The organism is Plantactinospora veratri (genome assembly GCF_036421995.1).
Lineage (GTDB): Bacteria > Actinomycetota > Actinomycetes > Mycobacteriales > Micromonosporaceae > Plantactinospora > Plantactinospora veratri.
The window spans coordinates 42,531-57,780 of sequence record NZ_JAZGQL010000017.1 but is presented as its reverse complement, the minus strand read 5'-3'; the positions used below and the strand labels follow the sequence as shown (position 1 = coordinate 57,780).

Sequence of the window (15,250 nt, the reverse complement as noted above, 5' to 3'; positions counted from 1 at the left end):
CGAGCACCACACGGTCAGCGCTGGACCACCATTCAGCTGAAGTATCCACGCATGACGTTGAAGCACATCGGCCTTCCCGGGTCACAGGCTCACTAGGAAACCCAGTCGACGGCCAAGGTCGCCGCCATCGTCGGGTCCTACCTGAAGCTTGCTTCGGCCGTCAGACCGCTGCCGCGCGACCGACATCCTCAGCACAGACTGGCTCAGGTGAGCAGTCGCTCTCCCCGGCCGCTCGGGGTGTAGCCGTCGCGCCACCTCGCCACTTCCTGAATGACCTGGTCGAGCGACTGTGGACAGCGCGTCAGGCCAGCCGCTGGGCTCTGTGAATTAGCTCTGCTCGGCTGAAGTCGAGCTTGTGTTTGTCAACTTCCGGGCTGCGCGAGGATGACCTGCCAGGCTCGCTGCTCCATCACTGGCCTCTCCCCTCAGTCAGTGGTCGCAGATCCAGGATGTCGGGTACGCCCGCTGCGCCGGCTTTCCCACGTCTCAGCAGGTTTAGTAGGTCTTCCTGCCTAGGCTGGCCGAACGCTAGCCGGTACATCACTAGGTCCGACTTGAGCCGGTCGAGCTTCGCCTGATCGCGGCTGAGCGGGTACGGCAGGACGTGCCGCTCGATCTTCGCCGGCCCGGGGAACACCCAGTACGGCGCGAAGTCGCCAAGCTCTCCAGAGACCGTTCGTGCCGCGTCGTACAGGGCCTTCCACACGTCCGGCTCGGGGGAGCGCAAGGCCTCAGCGCGGTGTGCGGCGGCGACATTGCGGCGTACGGCGTGCCCGCCGAACCGGTGCACCCGGCCCTCACGCTGCTCGAAGTCGACGGGGTTGGCGGGGGTGTTCCAGTGCACGACGGCCGAGCACCACTGGTGGAAGTCGATGCCTTCCTGGCCGGCGCTGGTGGTGGCGACAACGAACGGCCAGAACGGGCTATTGAAGGCCCGACGGACGGCCTCCTTACGGTTGACCTGGGATTGTTCTTCGCCGCGGCCGCCGTAGCGCAGCGCGAACCGGCCGGGCAGTTTGATCCGCTCGTCGGGGTGGTGTGGGTTGAAGGCTTCGTACGTCGACGGTCGGCTGGCGATCGCCTGCCGCGCCTCGTCGGCGAGCCGGCAGAGTTCCTCGTCGTCGAGGCGGGTGTCGGCGGCACCGCTGCGCAGGGTGTGCAGGTGCTCGTCGAGGACGGCTTGCAGGCCGCCGGCGGCGCAGTACCGCAGCACCGCTCGCCAGTAGACCGGGCCCATCGACAGGCTGTCGAGCAGCTGCGCGGATTCAGGCCGGTTGAAAAGGGACCGCAGCCCGTTCGCCAGGACCGCCGCAGCGCGCCAGTGCCCTGCGGGTGTGACCGCATCGCCGGGGTGGATCAGCCGGGACAGTGCCCGCCAGGCGATGTTGCCCGGTCCGTGCAGGCCGATCTCCGCGATGCCGAGCAGACCGTCGAGATGGTCTGTTGCCGGGTAGCGGGCATCGCTGGCCAGCTGGCGGGCTCGCTCCACGTGCCGGTCCAGGCCGGTGGCGGTTCCGTCCTCTTCGGCGGAGGTGCCCAGGGCGGCAGCGGCGTCGTCCGGGCCGGGGTCGGCGCCGGGCCACCGGAAGATCAGTTCCCACGGCTCGGCCGGGCTCGCTTCGGTGGCCTCCGCATCGCCCGAAGCGCGAGCAAGCAGCCGTTCCCGCACCTCGCGTTCGAACACGTCGAGCGGTGCGGTCTCGTCCGGCCGTTGCCGGGCTAGGGCCAGCGGGTCGCAAAGATCGGCCAGGGCGGGATGGGGCCAGAACAGCGCCAGGACGCTCATCGCCGCCGGTCGGCCGTGTTCCAGTCGGTAGTCGAGATGCCGGTGCCCTTCCCCGGTGGCGCCGAGCCGGCGTTCGGCTTCGTAGCTGAGTAGCCCTGCCACGGCGGTGGGTGTGGCGTTCCAGGACGAGAACAGCAGCCGCTTGGTGATGCCGTCCCGCGCTGCGGTGGTGAACGGCGCGCCGAGCGCGTGGTAGGGCATGGATGGGGGCAGCCACAGCAGTCGCCACCAGCCCTGGTCGACGGTGTCGGCGGCGAGCTGCCGGAGCCGGGCGTTGCCGAGATCGACCGGTTCGCGTCGGTTGATCGCCTCGGCCTCGAGCAGCTGGGTGGAGGCCAGCAGCGCGGACACTTCGGGGTGCGGCTGGCCGTCGAGCGCGGCGCGGACCTTGTCGCCGAGCTGGTAGCCGTCGAGGAAGTTGAGGAAGTACGGGGCGGACTTCCAGTACTCGACCGTCATCGGAGCGCCGACGACACCGGCGATCTTGCGCATCGCCACGTAGCTGCGGACATCACGCGCGTCGAGGTTGTCCGCCACGGTGAGGTGCTCCCGCAGCATGCCGTCCTGCACCAGCGCGGGCCGTTCCGTACGACACATGACCCGCAGCAGCAGACCGCGCAGCCAGTCGCGCAGGTCACCGCAGGGCTCGCCGCGCACCAGCGCGTTCCGGTACTCCTCGAACGCCTTCGTCACGTCGGCGTGCCAGGACTCGTCGTCGCTGAGGAAGCGCAGCACCTGCTGGAAGTCGCGGTAGTGGTCCTCGCCGGCGGTGGCCTCCTCGGCGAAGGTGAACGGCTTGTACGGGGTGGCCGACAGCAGCAGCACCCGGGCGGCCCGGTAGCCGAACAGGTGTCGGGCGAGGTCGGCGCCCTCGCCGCCGTTGGGGTTGAGCAGCTCCCGGAACCGTTGGAACTCGTCGAGGATGATCAGGTCGGGTTCGAGAACCTCGACGCCGGCGGTCGCGAGCGTGGTTCGGAGAGCGCCGGTGAGTGTGCGGGCCGTCTCTCGTAGTGCGTCGGGTAGGGCGGAGCGGCGGCCGATGTCGTCGAGCAGCGCGTCGAACTCGTCAAGCAGGCCTTGTCGACGGGCGCGGCGCAGGAAGCTGCGGGTGATGGTGTGGTCGACTTTCCCTTTGAGCTGTTCCCGTAGCCGGTTGCAGTGCCACTTGAACCGTTCGGGCTTGCCGATGGTCGCCTGTAAGGCCCGCTGCGCTGCTCGGGTCCGCCAACCGTTCCACGAGCTCGCCTGCTCGAGGATCAGGAACAGCAGTGCTCGCTCCTCGGCCGTACCGGTGCGCCACCCCTGGTCGAACGAGGTGCCCGGGGTGAACGCGACCAGGTTGATCGGCTTGCCCGCGGTGGTGGGTGCGGCGTTGAGCTGAGTGGCGTGCTTGGCGAGCAGGGTGAGTCGGCTGGACAGCGTGACGGTTTCGTCGGAGGTGACCCGCAGCCGGGCGATGTTCTGCCGGGCGACGTCTTGGTTGGAGCAGACGTAGACGACGTCGACCCGGTCCACGCTGTCGTCGTCCTGCAATCGCTGCAGGGTCTGAGCGATGACGCCCCGGGCGACGACGCTCTTGCCGAGGCCGGTCTCGTCGGCGACTAGGAACCGGCGGGTCGGATCGGTGCCGAAGTACCGGTCGATGACATGCGCGACGGTGGCGCGTTGGAAGTCTTTCAAACCGGCCATGACCGGCCCGGCGTCGTACCTGTTCACGCGCGCACCGCCTCTGTCATCGTCTCGCGGGCCGCCGTGATGACCCGCCACAGCTCGGGAAAGCCCGCAGGCAGCAGCCGGCTGCTGTCGCCGGTGGCTTCGATGCGGGTCACCAACCGGGCTAGCTCGTCGAGCTGGTCCGGCCGGTCGGCGAGAGTGTTGAGCAGCAGCTCGAGGATCCCGGTCCCGCCAGCGCGCCAGGCACCCGATCCGCCGGTTCCGCCCCCTACGGCGGCGGCAGCCTCGGTGCCGAGGCCGAGGATCAGCAGCAGAAACCGCAGGAACTTCTCCGGGGTGTCGATCTGCTGGGCGAGGACGTGATCGAGCCGATGTGCGGGGTCGCCGATCAGGGTGGCCAGGACGACGGTCTGCTCTCGGCCGGTGGTGTCCTCGGCCGTGATGACGATGAACGGGGTGAGGTCGGCCAGCGCAAGTCCGGTGAACACGGCAGCCACCGGCTGCCCCGCCACCAGCGGCACCGCCTCACCGCGCCGGGTGTGCATCTGCGCGGTGATCCGCGCACCCGGCAGATCGGGCAGGCCCTCCTGGGAGGTGAGCCGGATGCCGTAGCTGTCGGCATCGCTGGTGACGGTGGCCGACAGTGGGATGGCCGCGATGTCGCGGATCAGGTCCAGTAGCGCGGTCGCTTCCGGCTCCGACTCGGTGGCATCGTGGCGGTCGTAGGGTTCAAGGATCCCGCGGAGACCTGCTTCCGGACCGAGGACGGTGTTGATGCCCCACTGGGCGCGGCTGCCGACCAGCTCCACCAACAGTTCGACGTTCCCGCCGAACGCCGCGTCGGTGGCGTTCGCGGAGCCGAGCAGGACCCGTGCCTGGTGGCCCTTCTCCACCACGTACACCTTCGCGTGCAGCCCGTGCAGCACCTCCTGGCCCGACGGCGCCCCCTCGGCGGGCAGACCCGCCAGAGCATTGACCACGAACGCCTCCGACCCGGCTACTGTCTCCTCCGGCAGGCAGTCCAGGGTCTCCTGCCGGCTCACCAGGGTCAGCTGCCCGCCTGGCGCGCACCGGTCCAGGCCGCCCGGTGTGCAGAACGGCGAGATGATGAGGTGACGCGTGCCCTCGAAACGCGGCGGGCGCGCGCCGGGCACGCCCAGCGCGTGGAAGGACATCTCCCGGGCTCTGTCGGGGAGTTCCCACTGGGCCCGGCGCAGGTCCTCGGCCAGTGCCTCGACCGCCGCCTGCCGATCCGGCGGTAGTGGCGCGACCGCCAGCCGCACCGCATGCCGCAGGAGTTCAGACAGCGGCCGGTTGTCCGCCTTCGGCCGTGGGCCGATAACACCGTCCATGCGCAGGCACACGTCCCAGCTGCGATCCTTGGTCAGGTTCCGGCTGAGCACCAGCAGCCGCAGGGACGTCTCGCCGGTCGTCTCGTCGTGGAAGCGCAGCGCCCACACCTTCGGGTGGAACAGGTGCCCGGGTTTGGGCCGGCGTACCTGGTGCACCATGGGCTCGACGAACGCCAGCAGCGCGGACTGCGTCGGGGGCACGGTGATCTGCCCCGCTTGGCAGAACACGTCGATGCGGTCGGCGCAGTGCCGCACGCCCTCCATTACCGTGATCGGGTCCGTAGATTCCCGCAGGCCCTGGGCGGCGAACGCCAACGGGGCGACCAGCAGACTCTCCAAGTCCAGGGTGAACGTCAACGCCACGGCTCGTGACAGCCGAGCGCCCGCTGGTGGGCGCAGCGCGTCAAGCAGCAGGGCGCGGGAGTCAGGCGCGAGCACCGGCAGCCTCCGGCAGGTCGGCGGCGCAGCCGTCGTGGATGTCGGCGAGGACCCGGCGTACCTGCGGCCACCGGAACACCAGTTGCCGGCTGCCCGACGCGCCACTCCACGTGCGGAGCAGCTTGTCGTTGACCAGCCGCGACTGGCCCTTCTTCACCGACCGTTCCCGCTCGGCCACGAAAGCCCGCAGGCCTGGGTCGGTGGCCGCATCAGCGGCGGCTCCGCTGGTCACCGCGTCGAGCCACTGCTCGATGAACCGGTGCGCCGCTGCGTTCGTGGCGATTCGCGGGTTCTGCTGGATCAACCGGCTCCACATCCTCGACCGCTCCCAGCCCTTGAGGCCGGGCAAGGCCGACACTCGATCACTCCACTCCCGCAGGGCGTCGCGGTACACGTCCGTCGGATTCTCGTGCTCGGTCAGACCGGCTTGCTCGTACCGCTCGGCCACGAGCCGGTTGTACAGCAACGCTGCGCCATGCATCGCCAGCGAGAACCGCTGCGCGTCCCAGACCAGCGAACCGACCGGCTCCGGCGCGGCGAGCGCCGCCGGCTCCCACGGCACTTGGCCGTCGGTAACCGGCCGATGCTCGGGTTGGAGCAGGTACGCCAACAGCGTGTCCGGCGCCGCGGCAAGAAGCCTCTCCCGCAGCCAGCGGGCCTCCTGCGGATACAGCGTCAGTCCGCCGTCGACCTCATTCGGGAAGTTCGCCGGTGCTACCGGCAGCGTCGGCTGCCAGGCACCGCTCGACTGGTCGGCCAGCTCATCGGCCTCGGACGATCCGGACGCCACCCGTCGGCCCGGGATGTCGTCGTCACCCGTGCGGATGCCGTACCGCAGCAGCGCCGCCGCGTAGATGGCCGATGGCAGGGTTCGCACACCGACGCCTGCCCGCCGGCCGATCACACCTGCGGTGTCGTCCCCGCGTAGCAGCGCAGCGATCACCTTCCGCTCGTTGCCGTCAACCTGCGCGGCGAGGCGCTCACCGCGCAGTCCACGCCGCTGCGCCTCCTGATAGCACCACGGCACGATCAGCAGGTACCTTGCCCGGGTCTGCAGCACCGAGGTCCCGGGAAACAACAGGTCGCTGAACGCGTCGCGGACCTGGCCGACGCCCAACTCGTCCCGGCTCTCCGCGTCGCTGAACAGCTTGAGCAGCTCACGCATCCGGTTCTGGTCGTCGCGGGAACTGTCCAGCCAGCTCAATCCCGAGGCCATCAACACCCTCCGCTCATTCGTCCGTGCCATGGATGAGATTGCTGAGCGAACCGGTCGGCAGCGCGATCCAGCCCTCGACTCGTGCGATCGGCCGCTGCTCGTCGCTCGGCTGGACAGCCATGCCGATCGCTGCGGCGCGCGCGTTCAAGGCCGCGATCACCGAGTCGAACGCGTCGTGGCTGCGCCGACACAGCCCCTCGAACGCTCCCAGCTCCAGCCAGGGCGCGTCATCGCGGAGCGCGGTCACCAGGTCGGCGTGCTGCACCTGCTGGCCCCGGCCCTTGTAACCGCGATGTGCCAATCCCCAGCGGTACAGTGCCGCCGCCGGATATACCTCCACGACTTTCCCGCCGCCGCCACGGTCCACGTCGTGTCCGGCGGTGGCGAGCATCGCCAACAACCCGGCGCAGCGGAAGGCGGCATGCGCGATGCGGTCCGCGGACACACTAAGCGGGATGATGCCAGTCTCCTCGCGGACCACCTCGTCCGTCAGCCGGTACGCAAGGCCACGTCGCCACTGGGCGCCATCGCCATCAGCGACGGCGACGTGACCGAGGCGGTGGGCCTGCACGAGCGCGACGAAAGGCTCCGGCCAGCCGAGGGGGCAGTCCAGTCCGATTTTGTCAGCGTGCTCGCTGGCCTCGACGATGCGGGCGTCGCTGACGTCGAGGACCAGGTCCCGCACTATGGCGCGGTCCGGCAGCCATTCGACTGCGGCGATCGCCGTACGCTTGTCCGCCGCTGCAAGGTCGACGCCCAGGGTCAGCACCGCACCACTCTAGGTGTCGATAGCTCGGTAAGACATGGCTCGACCGACGGTCGTTAGCTGACGTTCAGCTGTATCCGGGATCCGATGCGCTGAGCCAGGGCTGGGTGCGGTTCGGCGGCGTCGTCCACGGCGCGACGTTCTGCAGCACACCGATACATGTTCGTCCACTGGGTCGAGCGGCCGATCGCGGTGCACCCGGTTCGCTTCTCGCGTTCAGGCGGCTGGCCTTCGACGTGGCCGGTCCCTTATGGCGGCGGCCAGGGCGGCGCCGGTTGCAGCCAGATCGATGGGCGTGCCGGCGAGCTGATTGGCCAGCTCATCGATGCGATATCGCAGCAGCCGCTGATATCGAACCGCGTAGACGGCGACATGAGTGACGCGGTGACCATCGTGATGGGCAAGCAGCGCGTACGTCAGGATCTGATGGATCAGCTCGTCAAGGTAGCGGTCATCGTCGAGTCGACCGCTCTTCACTTCCAGCACGGTGGTACCAAGGAGGAAGTCGGCGTGGCGGCGTCCGTCGAGCAGGGACAGCTGCGTGGACGCCGGTCCGTAGGAGCGGAAAGCGCTGTGGAAGCCACTGGAGTAGCTGGCCCAGACGGTACGGAACACTCGCCTCGTGTGATACGTCTCCTCGACATGACCGCTGAGGAGACGCGGGTATTGCCCAAGGAGATGCTGCGCGACATCTACGGAGTTCGAGCAGTGACGGTCGAGGTCGTTGAGCAAGTTACGGACGTGAGCGAGCCGACTGGCCACGGTGAAGATGCGCGCTGGCTGCAGCGCTGAGCCGCTACGGTGCCAGACGTCGTGTGCCGTGGTGGCGTTGTTGGTGGGCCGGTAGCCGGCCATGTTGAGTAAACGGGCCGCAAGGTCGCGGTCGAGGCAGTGGAGCAGGCGAGAATACGGGCCCTGATCGCACAAGGCCAGACCAATCGCGAGTTCCACAACGTGGCCGAAGAACGACTTGTTCGGCGGGTCGATCAGCAGAACTGGACAGCGGCGGAGATCAGCCGCGATGTCGGCGCGCAGAACATGCCGGTACGGAAACGCCTCAGCCAGCAACGCGCCGACGGGATCCTGCGATACGCCATCGGATCGAACGATCATGGTGGTACTCCTCTCACGGTGGGAACGACGCTGACCACGGGTACGGCAGCGTGGGGGTCCGACTAGCAGGGAACGCGCGAGATCGGCGGCCTACCCCAGGTAGGCAAGGGCCCTCAGAAACCAGATGGGTAGAGCCGCAGGCGGTCTGTAGCCCTCGGCGTTCACGCCGCGATGTGGGCTCCGCGAGAGGAAGCGGCAAGCAAGGGGAGACGGATAGACCGGCGTCCCGCCTCTTGCACCGTACGACGGACACGAGCGACGCACAAGGACCTCTACGCCCACCGCTTCGAGTCGCATGGCCGGCCAGGCGCCGGTTCCGCTCAGCTGGCTTATGGTCGTCCGGGACGCGGGTATGCGGGTGCTCACCGGGTGCTCGCGCGCCGTGGACGACGGGCATCCAGTGGCACACGGCGGCCCACAGGCAATGGACTGGTAGGGGCCGTGGGACTGTCAGCGTCGTGCGGGACCGATGAGCACGGCATCATCGGGACTCTTAATCCGCGGGTTCGGGGTTCGAGTCCCTGGCGGCGCACCAACGATCAAGGCCCTGACCTGGCACTACTGTGCCGGCCGGGGCCTTTTTCGCGTACGCCGGTGGCGGTTCGTCTGGGCGCTGGGTGACTCGGCCCGGTGGCCGTCGGTCATGGCGGTGGCCAGTTCGGTACCGCGTGCTTGTTACCAGCGGTAGTTGCCCGGGGAGCCGGGCCGGGCCCTGGCCCCGTCCGGCTCCCCGGCTGGTTGGTCAGTTGCCCAGGCTCCACTGCTGGTTCGTGCCACCGTTGCACGACCAGAGGATGATCTTTGTGCCGTTGGCGGTGGCGCCGCCGTTGGCGTCGAGGCAGAGCCCGGACTGGGCGTTCGTGACGGTGCCGTTGGCGTTGAGGTTCCACTGCTGGTTCAGTCCGCCGTGGCAGTCCCAGATGATGACCGTGGTGCCGTTGGTCGTGCCGGCGTTGTTCGCGTCCAGGCACTTGGTTCCGTACCCGGTCAGTTGCTTGCTGGCGGTGTAGGTCCACTGCTGGTTCGTGCCGCCGGAGCAGTCCCAGAGCTGGACCTGGGTGCCGTTGGTGGTGGAGGAGTTCGGCACGTCGACGCAGCGGCCCGACTGTCCGCCCACGAGCCGTCCGCCCTGCGGACCGCCGCCGGTGCCCTGCTGCCGGACGATCGAACTCGACTCGGCCGACCGGTTGCCCTGCGCGTCGAGTACGTGGATCCGGTACTCACCCTGCGCGGTCGGCACGGCTATGGAGGTGGCGTTGCCCGCCGCCCGGGTCATTGTCGGGCCGGCGGTGAAGCTGGTCGTACCGGAGGGGGCCAGCCAGACCGTCCGGGTCGCGTCGCCGGTGCTGCGGATCGGGATCGACGAGGTCGTGCCGGTGACGAACGTGCCGGCCGGCAGGACGTAATTCGGCAGGGAGAGGTTGCCCGCCGGGATGATGTCCCGGAACGCGTCCTCCAGGCCGGAGTTGACGGCGATGCTGTACGCCGGCGCCGGCCAGACATAGTCGGAGGAGACGAGGATGTCGTGGATCGTACTGTTTGGCAGGCTCTTGTTCGAGACCTTGTTGATCGGGCCGTAGATCTGCGTGATGCTCAGGTCGTGCTTGCGTCCGAAGTCATCGGAGTTGATGAGCCACGTGACGTTCTTGTCCACGCTCAGCACGTTGTCGCGGAAGGTCATGAACGCCGAACCCTCGTCCGGGTGGAGGCCGTACTTGTGGCCGGCGGGAACGCCCTGCAGATAGTTGTTGGTGATCGTCGTCCCCGGCTGGCTGCCCAGGGTGTAGATGGGGGCGGTGTCGCTGAGCCGCTGCACCGTGTCGATGATGTGGTTGTGGCTGATGGTGTTGTTTCTCGCCGTCGTGGTCGGCCGGTTGGGTGCGATCGAGCCCGATGACCCGTCGAAGTTCCACCATCCCCAGCCGAGCGTGATGCCCGACCACGGGGCCCTCTCGATCCGGTTGCGCTGGATCGCGACGGTGTCGACGAAGTACGCCGTGATCGGGCTGTGCCCGTGGAACAGGACGGCGCTGTCGTAGAGGTAGTTGTTCTCGATGTCGATGTTCTTCGGTACTCCTTCGACGTGCGGGGGGTATTTCTCGCGGTTGGTCGACGTGTGGTCGCCGATGTAGACGTGCTGCGGATGGCCCACGGAGATGGCCGACCCGGCGATGTCGTTGGTGTGGTTGCCGATCAGCTGCGAGTTCTGCACGTCGTTGACCAGGCTGATCCCGTCGGCACCGGTGTGCTGGATCCGGTTGCGTCGCAGGAGGATGCCGTCGGCGTTCTGGATCTGGATCATGCCCGGAGTGACGTCGACGTTGCGGTAGTAGTAGACGTGGAAGTTCCCCTTCGCGTACGCCTGCGCTCCCAGATTGCCCTGCTGCGCCTGCTTGAACACCGAGCCGGCCACGTCGAACAGGTTCCAGTCGGAGTGCTGGACCGTGAGGCCGGAGAACGTGATATCGCGGACGTGGTCGCTCGTCGACGTGCCGGCGACCCGCAGCAGCGTGGTCACGTTGTTCGGCGCGAAGACCGTCGCGGTCGACATGTTCTCGGAACTGGCCCTGTAGTAGTACAAGGTCCGGCTGCTCCTGTCGAAGAAGAACTCGCCCGGCGCGTCCAGGAACTCGTAGGCGTTCATGACCTTGTGGCTCCCGCCGACCTGGGCGTTGCCGTTGAACGCGCCCTGGGCGATAGCCGCGCCCGGCTGCTGGAACAGCGCGATCCGGCTCCCGCCGTCGGTGGTCACCTGACGGACCCCCACGATCGCCGTGGTCCAGGTCGTCGCCGTCTCGATCTCGATGTCGTCCTGGTTGCGGGCGATGGCCGGGAAGTCGGCCGAGTTGTACCGGGCGCCGTCGCACTGCGACCCCGACTCCCAGGCCCATGCGGCCTGCCCGGCCGTGATGTTGTACGTCCCGTGGCAGCCCGCCGAGTTGATGGTCTTCGAGGCCATGAACGCCCGCTTGTCGTTGACGTAGAGCGTCCGCAGTTTGTTGGCCCGGTCGAGCGGAGCCTTCCAGATGTTGCCGCTGTGCTGGGTCCATCCGGTCACCTGGACACCACCGTCGAGGATCGGCGTCTCGCCGGGGTAGCCGGCGTATACGACCCGGTAGCCGTTCGTGCCGGAGTCACCGGGCCCGAACTCGATCGTGCTGCTCACCGGATAGCGTCCGCCGCGCAGGTACACCTGGATGTCGCCGGACATACTCGCGTTCACCGTCCGGACGACGTCCCGCGCACGCTGCACGGTTCTGAATGGTGCCTGGACTGTTCCCGGGTTGGCGTCGTTGCCGTCCGGAGCGACGTAGTAGGTCTCCTGGGCGGCGGCCGAAGCCGGCGGCTGATCTGCGAACACGGCTGGCAGCATGGCGGCGACGAGCACCGCGACTGCCGGCAACGACCTCCGAGGGGCGGAAGAGGCTGACTTCACGTACGGTTCCTTTCACTCGTCGCCAACGAGAGGCGATGCGAGGCGCTGTGCCGGCCCGCGGTCAGCCGCGGGTGCTCCACTGCTGGTTGGCGCCGCCGTGGCAGGTCCACAGGTGAAGTTGCGTCCCGTTGGCCGTTCCGTTACCGACTGCGTCGAGGCAGAGTCCGGATTGGGCGGTCGTGATGGTTCCGTTGCTGTTCAGGTTCCACTGCTGGTTCGCGCCGCCGTGGCAGTCCCAGATGATCACGGCTGTGCCGTTGCTGCTGCCCGATCCGCTGGCGTCCAGGCACTTGTTGCCGTAGACGGTCAGTGTGCGGTTGGCGGTGTGGGTCCAGCGCTGGTTGGTGCCACCGTTACAGTCCCACAGCTGCACCCGGGTTCCGTTGCCGGTGCTGGAGTTGGGCACGTCGATGCAACGGTTCGACTGACTACCGGCGATCATCACATTCTGCTGGCCGGGCGGCGGAGTGCTGGATGGCGGCGGTGTGCCGGTGGGCGGCGGGGTGGACCCGAACTGGGTGAAGAACCGCCACACCTCGTGCTTGACCCAGCTTCGCGCCCCGCTCTCACAGCCGGCACATCCATCCACCGGACCCTGCTGGTGGCCGCCGTCGAACGGGGCCCATACCACCGGGTAGCCGGCCCGGCACGAGTAGGTGGTGATGATGTGGGTCAGGCTCCCCGGTGCGGGCTCGGGGGCGTTCTGCGCGGCGCAACCGTTGTTACGGATCCACCTGTCGCGTAGCGACCGGCCGCTCTGGATGTTGTCGTTGATTCCGTGAATCCCCAGGTACGCCACGGGCTGGGTACCGCCGCTGCAGCCGCTGATCTCTCCGGGGGCGGCGATGGCCGCGACCGCACGGAACACGGTCGGGCGGGAACACGCCAGCGAGTAGCTCATCGCGCCGCCGTAGCTGAACCCGACCGAGAAGCGTTGTGTCGTGTCGACGCAGAGCGCGTTCTCGATCACCCGGATCATTTCGTCGGTGAAGGTGACGTCCTCACCGTTGGAATTGGCCCAGCCGTTGCTGATGCCCTGTGGGGCGACGAAGACCGTGGTGTTGTTCGACTGCGACAGCATGCCGTAGTAGGCCCAGGCGTAGCCGTCGGTTCCGCCGGAGGCGACGTCGTTGGCGGTGCCGCCCCACCAGTGGAATCCGAAGGCCAGCCGGTGCGGATAGGTGTTGTCGTAGCTGTCGGGGAGCCGAAGGATGAAGCTGCGGCTCTTGCCGCCGCTGGAGATGGTGTGGGTGCCACTGCTCAGTCCCGGGGCCTTGCCGCAGCCGGCGGTGGTCGCCGCGGTCGCCGGCGTCACGGTCGTGATGACGTACGCCCCGGCGGCGACCATGACCATGGCAGCCAGGACCGCTCCTATCTGGTGGGCCGAGAGTTTGCGACGTACCACAGGTTGGTCCCCTCTTCCGGAAGTCAACCCTTCCCGGGCTGGACGCGAGCCGACATCTATATAGATGGACATAGTCATATGACGTAAGACGTCCGTCAAGTCTCGTCACTGCCGCCCATGCTCGGCCGGGACCCCCGGGTCGGTGGATGCGCCCCCGGCCGGAGGTGCTCTCACGGCGCTCCAGCCGGCGCCCGTTGACGGCGAAGAGATAGACAGAGATGATTCGAATCGGTTCGGTGTCTGTCGGGTCGAGTGGCGGCGGGAGCTCTTGATGGGTACTCATGGACGGCGCGAGGCCCGCTCGGCCACGGCCGTGGGCGCGATCGCAGCTCTGGTGGCGGGGCTGCTGACCGCCCAGGTCGCGGCCGGCCCGGCGGCGGCCGATGCCGGGCTCACCCTCTCCGTGGACGTCTCCGCCGCCCGGCACCGGATCAGTCCGGACGTCTATGGCATGAACGGCGGTGATCCCGGTCTCCTCGCCGAACTCGGCATGCCGGTGGCGCGCTGGGGCGGCAACGCGAGCAGTCGCTACAACTTCAAGAACCACACCTACAACACCGGCAGCGACTGGTACTTCGAGAACATCGTGGCCGGGCCGGACAACACGGTGGAGGCGTTCGTCCAGCGCAACCGGGACCGCAGGATCAAGCAGGTGGTCACCGTGCCGTTGATCGGGTGGGTGGCGAAGGACTCGCCCCAGTCGCACCCGTTCGCCTGCGGTTTCCCGGCGACCCGCTTCCCCGATCAGGATTCGTTCGACCCGTGGGACGCCAACTGCGGAAACGGCCGGCTGAACAACGAGAACCTCACCGGGGCGGATCCCACGGACACCTCGGTCCCGGCGGATCCGGCGTTCGCGGGTGAGATGGTGTCGCACCTGGTGAGCCAGTTCGGCCCGGCGGCGCGGGGCGGCGTGTCGATCTACGAGCTCGACAACGAGCCGGTGCTGTGGAGCTCGACGCACCGTGACGTGCACCCCGAACTCGTGACCTACGACGAACTGGGCGGCAAGGGCACGGCGACCGCCGCGGCCGTCAAGGCCGCCGACCCGAGCGCGGCGGTGCTCGGCCCGTCGGGCTGGGGCTACTGCGAATGGGTCGCGTCCGGGTTGGACGGGTGCGCCCCGGGTGCGGACGCGGCCGCGCACGGCGGGCTCAACCTGTCCCAGTGGTACCTGAAGAACATGAAGGACTTCAGCGACGCCCACGGCGGCACGCGTTTCCTCGACTACTTCGACCAGCACTACTACCCACAGATCAGCGGTGGTAAGGACCCGGAGACCAACGCGCTGCGGCTACGCTCCACGCGCTCGCTGTGGGACCCGACGTACGTCGAGGAGTCGTGGATCGGTCCCGGCGGGGTGAACGCGCCACCGCTGCAGTTCATCCGCACGATGAAGGCGTGGATCGCGGAGTACTACCCGGGCACCAAGACCGCCATCACCGAGTACAACTGGGGCGCGCTGGACGACATCAACGGCGCGCTGGCGCAGGCCGACGTCCTCGGCATCTTCGGGCGCGAGGGTCTGGACCTGGCCACCATCTGGGGCGAGCCCACACCGACAGACCCCGGCGCGTACGCGTTCCGGATGTACCGGAACTACGACGGGGCCGGGCGCCGGTTCGGCGACGTGAGCGTCTCGGCGGTCAGCAGCGACCAGGGGCAGCTCGCCGTCTACGGAGCGCAACGTTCGTCCGACAGGGCGCTGACCGTCATGGTGATCAACAAGACGGGCGACGATCTCACCTCGCGGTTGTCGGTCGCCGGATTCAACGGTACGGGCAGGGCGCAGCGTTTCAGCTACAGCCCAGCCGATCTCACCTCGATCGTGCGGGGTGCGGATCTTCCGGTCACCCGCGGCGGCGTCAGCGCCACGTACCCGGCGAACTCCATCACGCTGCTGGTCCTGCCGCCACACCGACACTGAGCGGTGACCCGTCTGTCCAGTGGCACCCGTCGCCGGCCGAGGCCGGGTCACTTCCACCTGGATCAGCCTCGTGATGGTTGGTGGACCTGTGTCCGAGCACATCCTGGATCTTCCCGAACGGTACGCCCAGCTCCGCT

The 15,250-nt window shown here is 68.2% G+C and carries 8 protein-coding genes and 1 tRNA gene; 2 read left to right on the top strand and 7 right to left on the bottom strand.

The window, feature by feature from the left end; genetic code table 11:
* Positions 1-409: 409 nt before the first annotated feature.
* The 5 genes from V1634_RS22130 to V1634_RS22110 all read right to left on the bottom strand — a co-directional run bounded on the left by V1634_RS22130 (position 410) and on the right by V1634_RS22110 (position 8,345).
* A complete protein-coding gene (locus V1634_RS22130; RefSeq protein ID WP_331209789.1) occupies positions 410-3,502 on the bottom strand; it encodes a C-terminal helicase domain-containing protein in 3,093 nt (1,030 codons plus the stop codon).
* Positions 3,499-5,127: a phospholipase D family protein gene (locus V1634_RS22125; RefSeq protein ID WP_331209788.1), complete on the bottom strand. Its 1,629-nt coding sequence runs from the start codon at positions 5,125-5,127 to the stop codon at positions 3,499-3,501. Before V1634_RS22125 ends, V1634_RS22130 begins: the two co-directional genes overlap by 4 nt.
* A 109-nt stretch (positions 5,128-5,236) precedes the next feature.
* The gene (locus tag V1634_RS22120; protein ID WP_331209787.1) at positions 5,237-6,466 is read right to left on the bottom strand and encodes a DUF6361 family protein; all 1,230 of its coding nucleotides are present in this window, start codon (positions 6,464-6,466) and stop codon (positions 5,237-5,239) included.
* Between the two features lie 13 nt (positions 6,467-6,479).
* Positions 6,480-7,235, bottom strand: coding sequence for a DUF429 domain-containing protein (locus tag V1634_RS22115; RefSeq protein WP_331209786.1), 756 nt, complete (start codon positions 7,233-7,235; stop codon positions 6,480-6,482).
* 213 nt (positions 7,236-7,448) lie between these two features.
* Positions 7,449-8,345 (bottom strand): hypothetical protein, encoded by an 897-nt coding sequence (locus V1634_RS22110; RefSeq protein ID WP_331209785.1) that lies wholly within the window; start codon positions 8,343-8,345, stop codon positions 7,449-7,451.
* A 453-nt stretch (positions 8,346-8,798) separates the two neighbouring features.
* Between V1634_RS22110 and V1634_RS22105 the strand changes: the two genes are divergently transcribed.
* Positions 8,799-8,880 (top strand) — tRNA-Lys (locus tag V1634_RS22105).
* Positions 8,881-9,087: 207 nt separating this feature from the next.
* Here V1634_RS22105 and V1634_RS22100 read toward each other — a convergent pair.
* Together V1634_RS22100 and V1634_RS22095 are read right to left on the bottom strand one after the other, a co-directional pair.
* Positions 9,088-11,781 carry an RICIN domain-containing protein gene (locus V1634_RS22100; RefSeq protein ID WP_331209784.1) on the bottom strand — a complete coding sequence of 898 codons (2,694 nt, stop codon included), beginning with the start codon at positions 11,779-11,781 and terminating at the stop codon, positions 9,088-9,090.
* Between the two features lie 61 nt (positions 11,782-11,842).
* Positions 11,843-13,186, bottom strand: a complete 1,344-nt coding sequence (locus tag V1634_RS22095; RefSeq protein ID WP_407951832.1) for a ricin-type beta-trefoil lectin domain protein — start codon at positions 13,184-13,186, stop codon at positions 11,843-11,845.
* Between the two features lie 271 nt (positions 13,187-13,457).
* Between V1634_RS22095 and V1634_RS22090 the strand changes: the two genes are divergently transcribed.
* On the top strand, positions 13,458-15,113 hold the full coding sequence (locus V1634_RS22090; RefSeq protein WP_331209783.1) for a glycoside hydrolase family 44 protein: 1,656 nt from the start codon (positions 13,458-13,460) through the stop codon (positions 15,111-15,113).
* Positions 15,114-15,250: the final 137 nt, after the last annotated feature.

What these genes read in the sequence shown, in the direction of transcription:
- V1634_RS22120 (WP_331209787.1), bottom strand. Translation starts at nt 6,466, where the DNA reads ATGGCCTCGGGATTGAGCTGGCTGGACAGTTCCCGCGACGACCAGAAC.
- V1634_RS22090 (WP_331209783.1), top strand. Translation starts at nt 13,458, where the DNA reads ATGGGTACTCATGGACGGCGCGAGGCCCGCTCGGCCACGGCCGTGGGC.
- V1634_RS22110 (WP_331209785.1), bottom strand. Translation starts at nt 8,345, where the DNA reads ATGATCGTTCGATCCGATGGCGTATCGCAGGATCCCGTCGGCGCGTTG.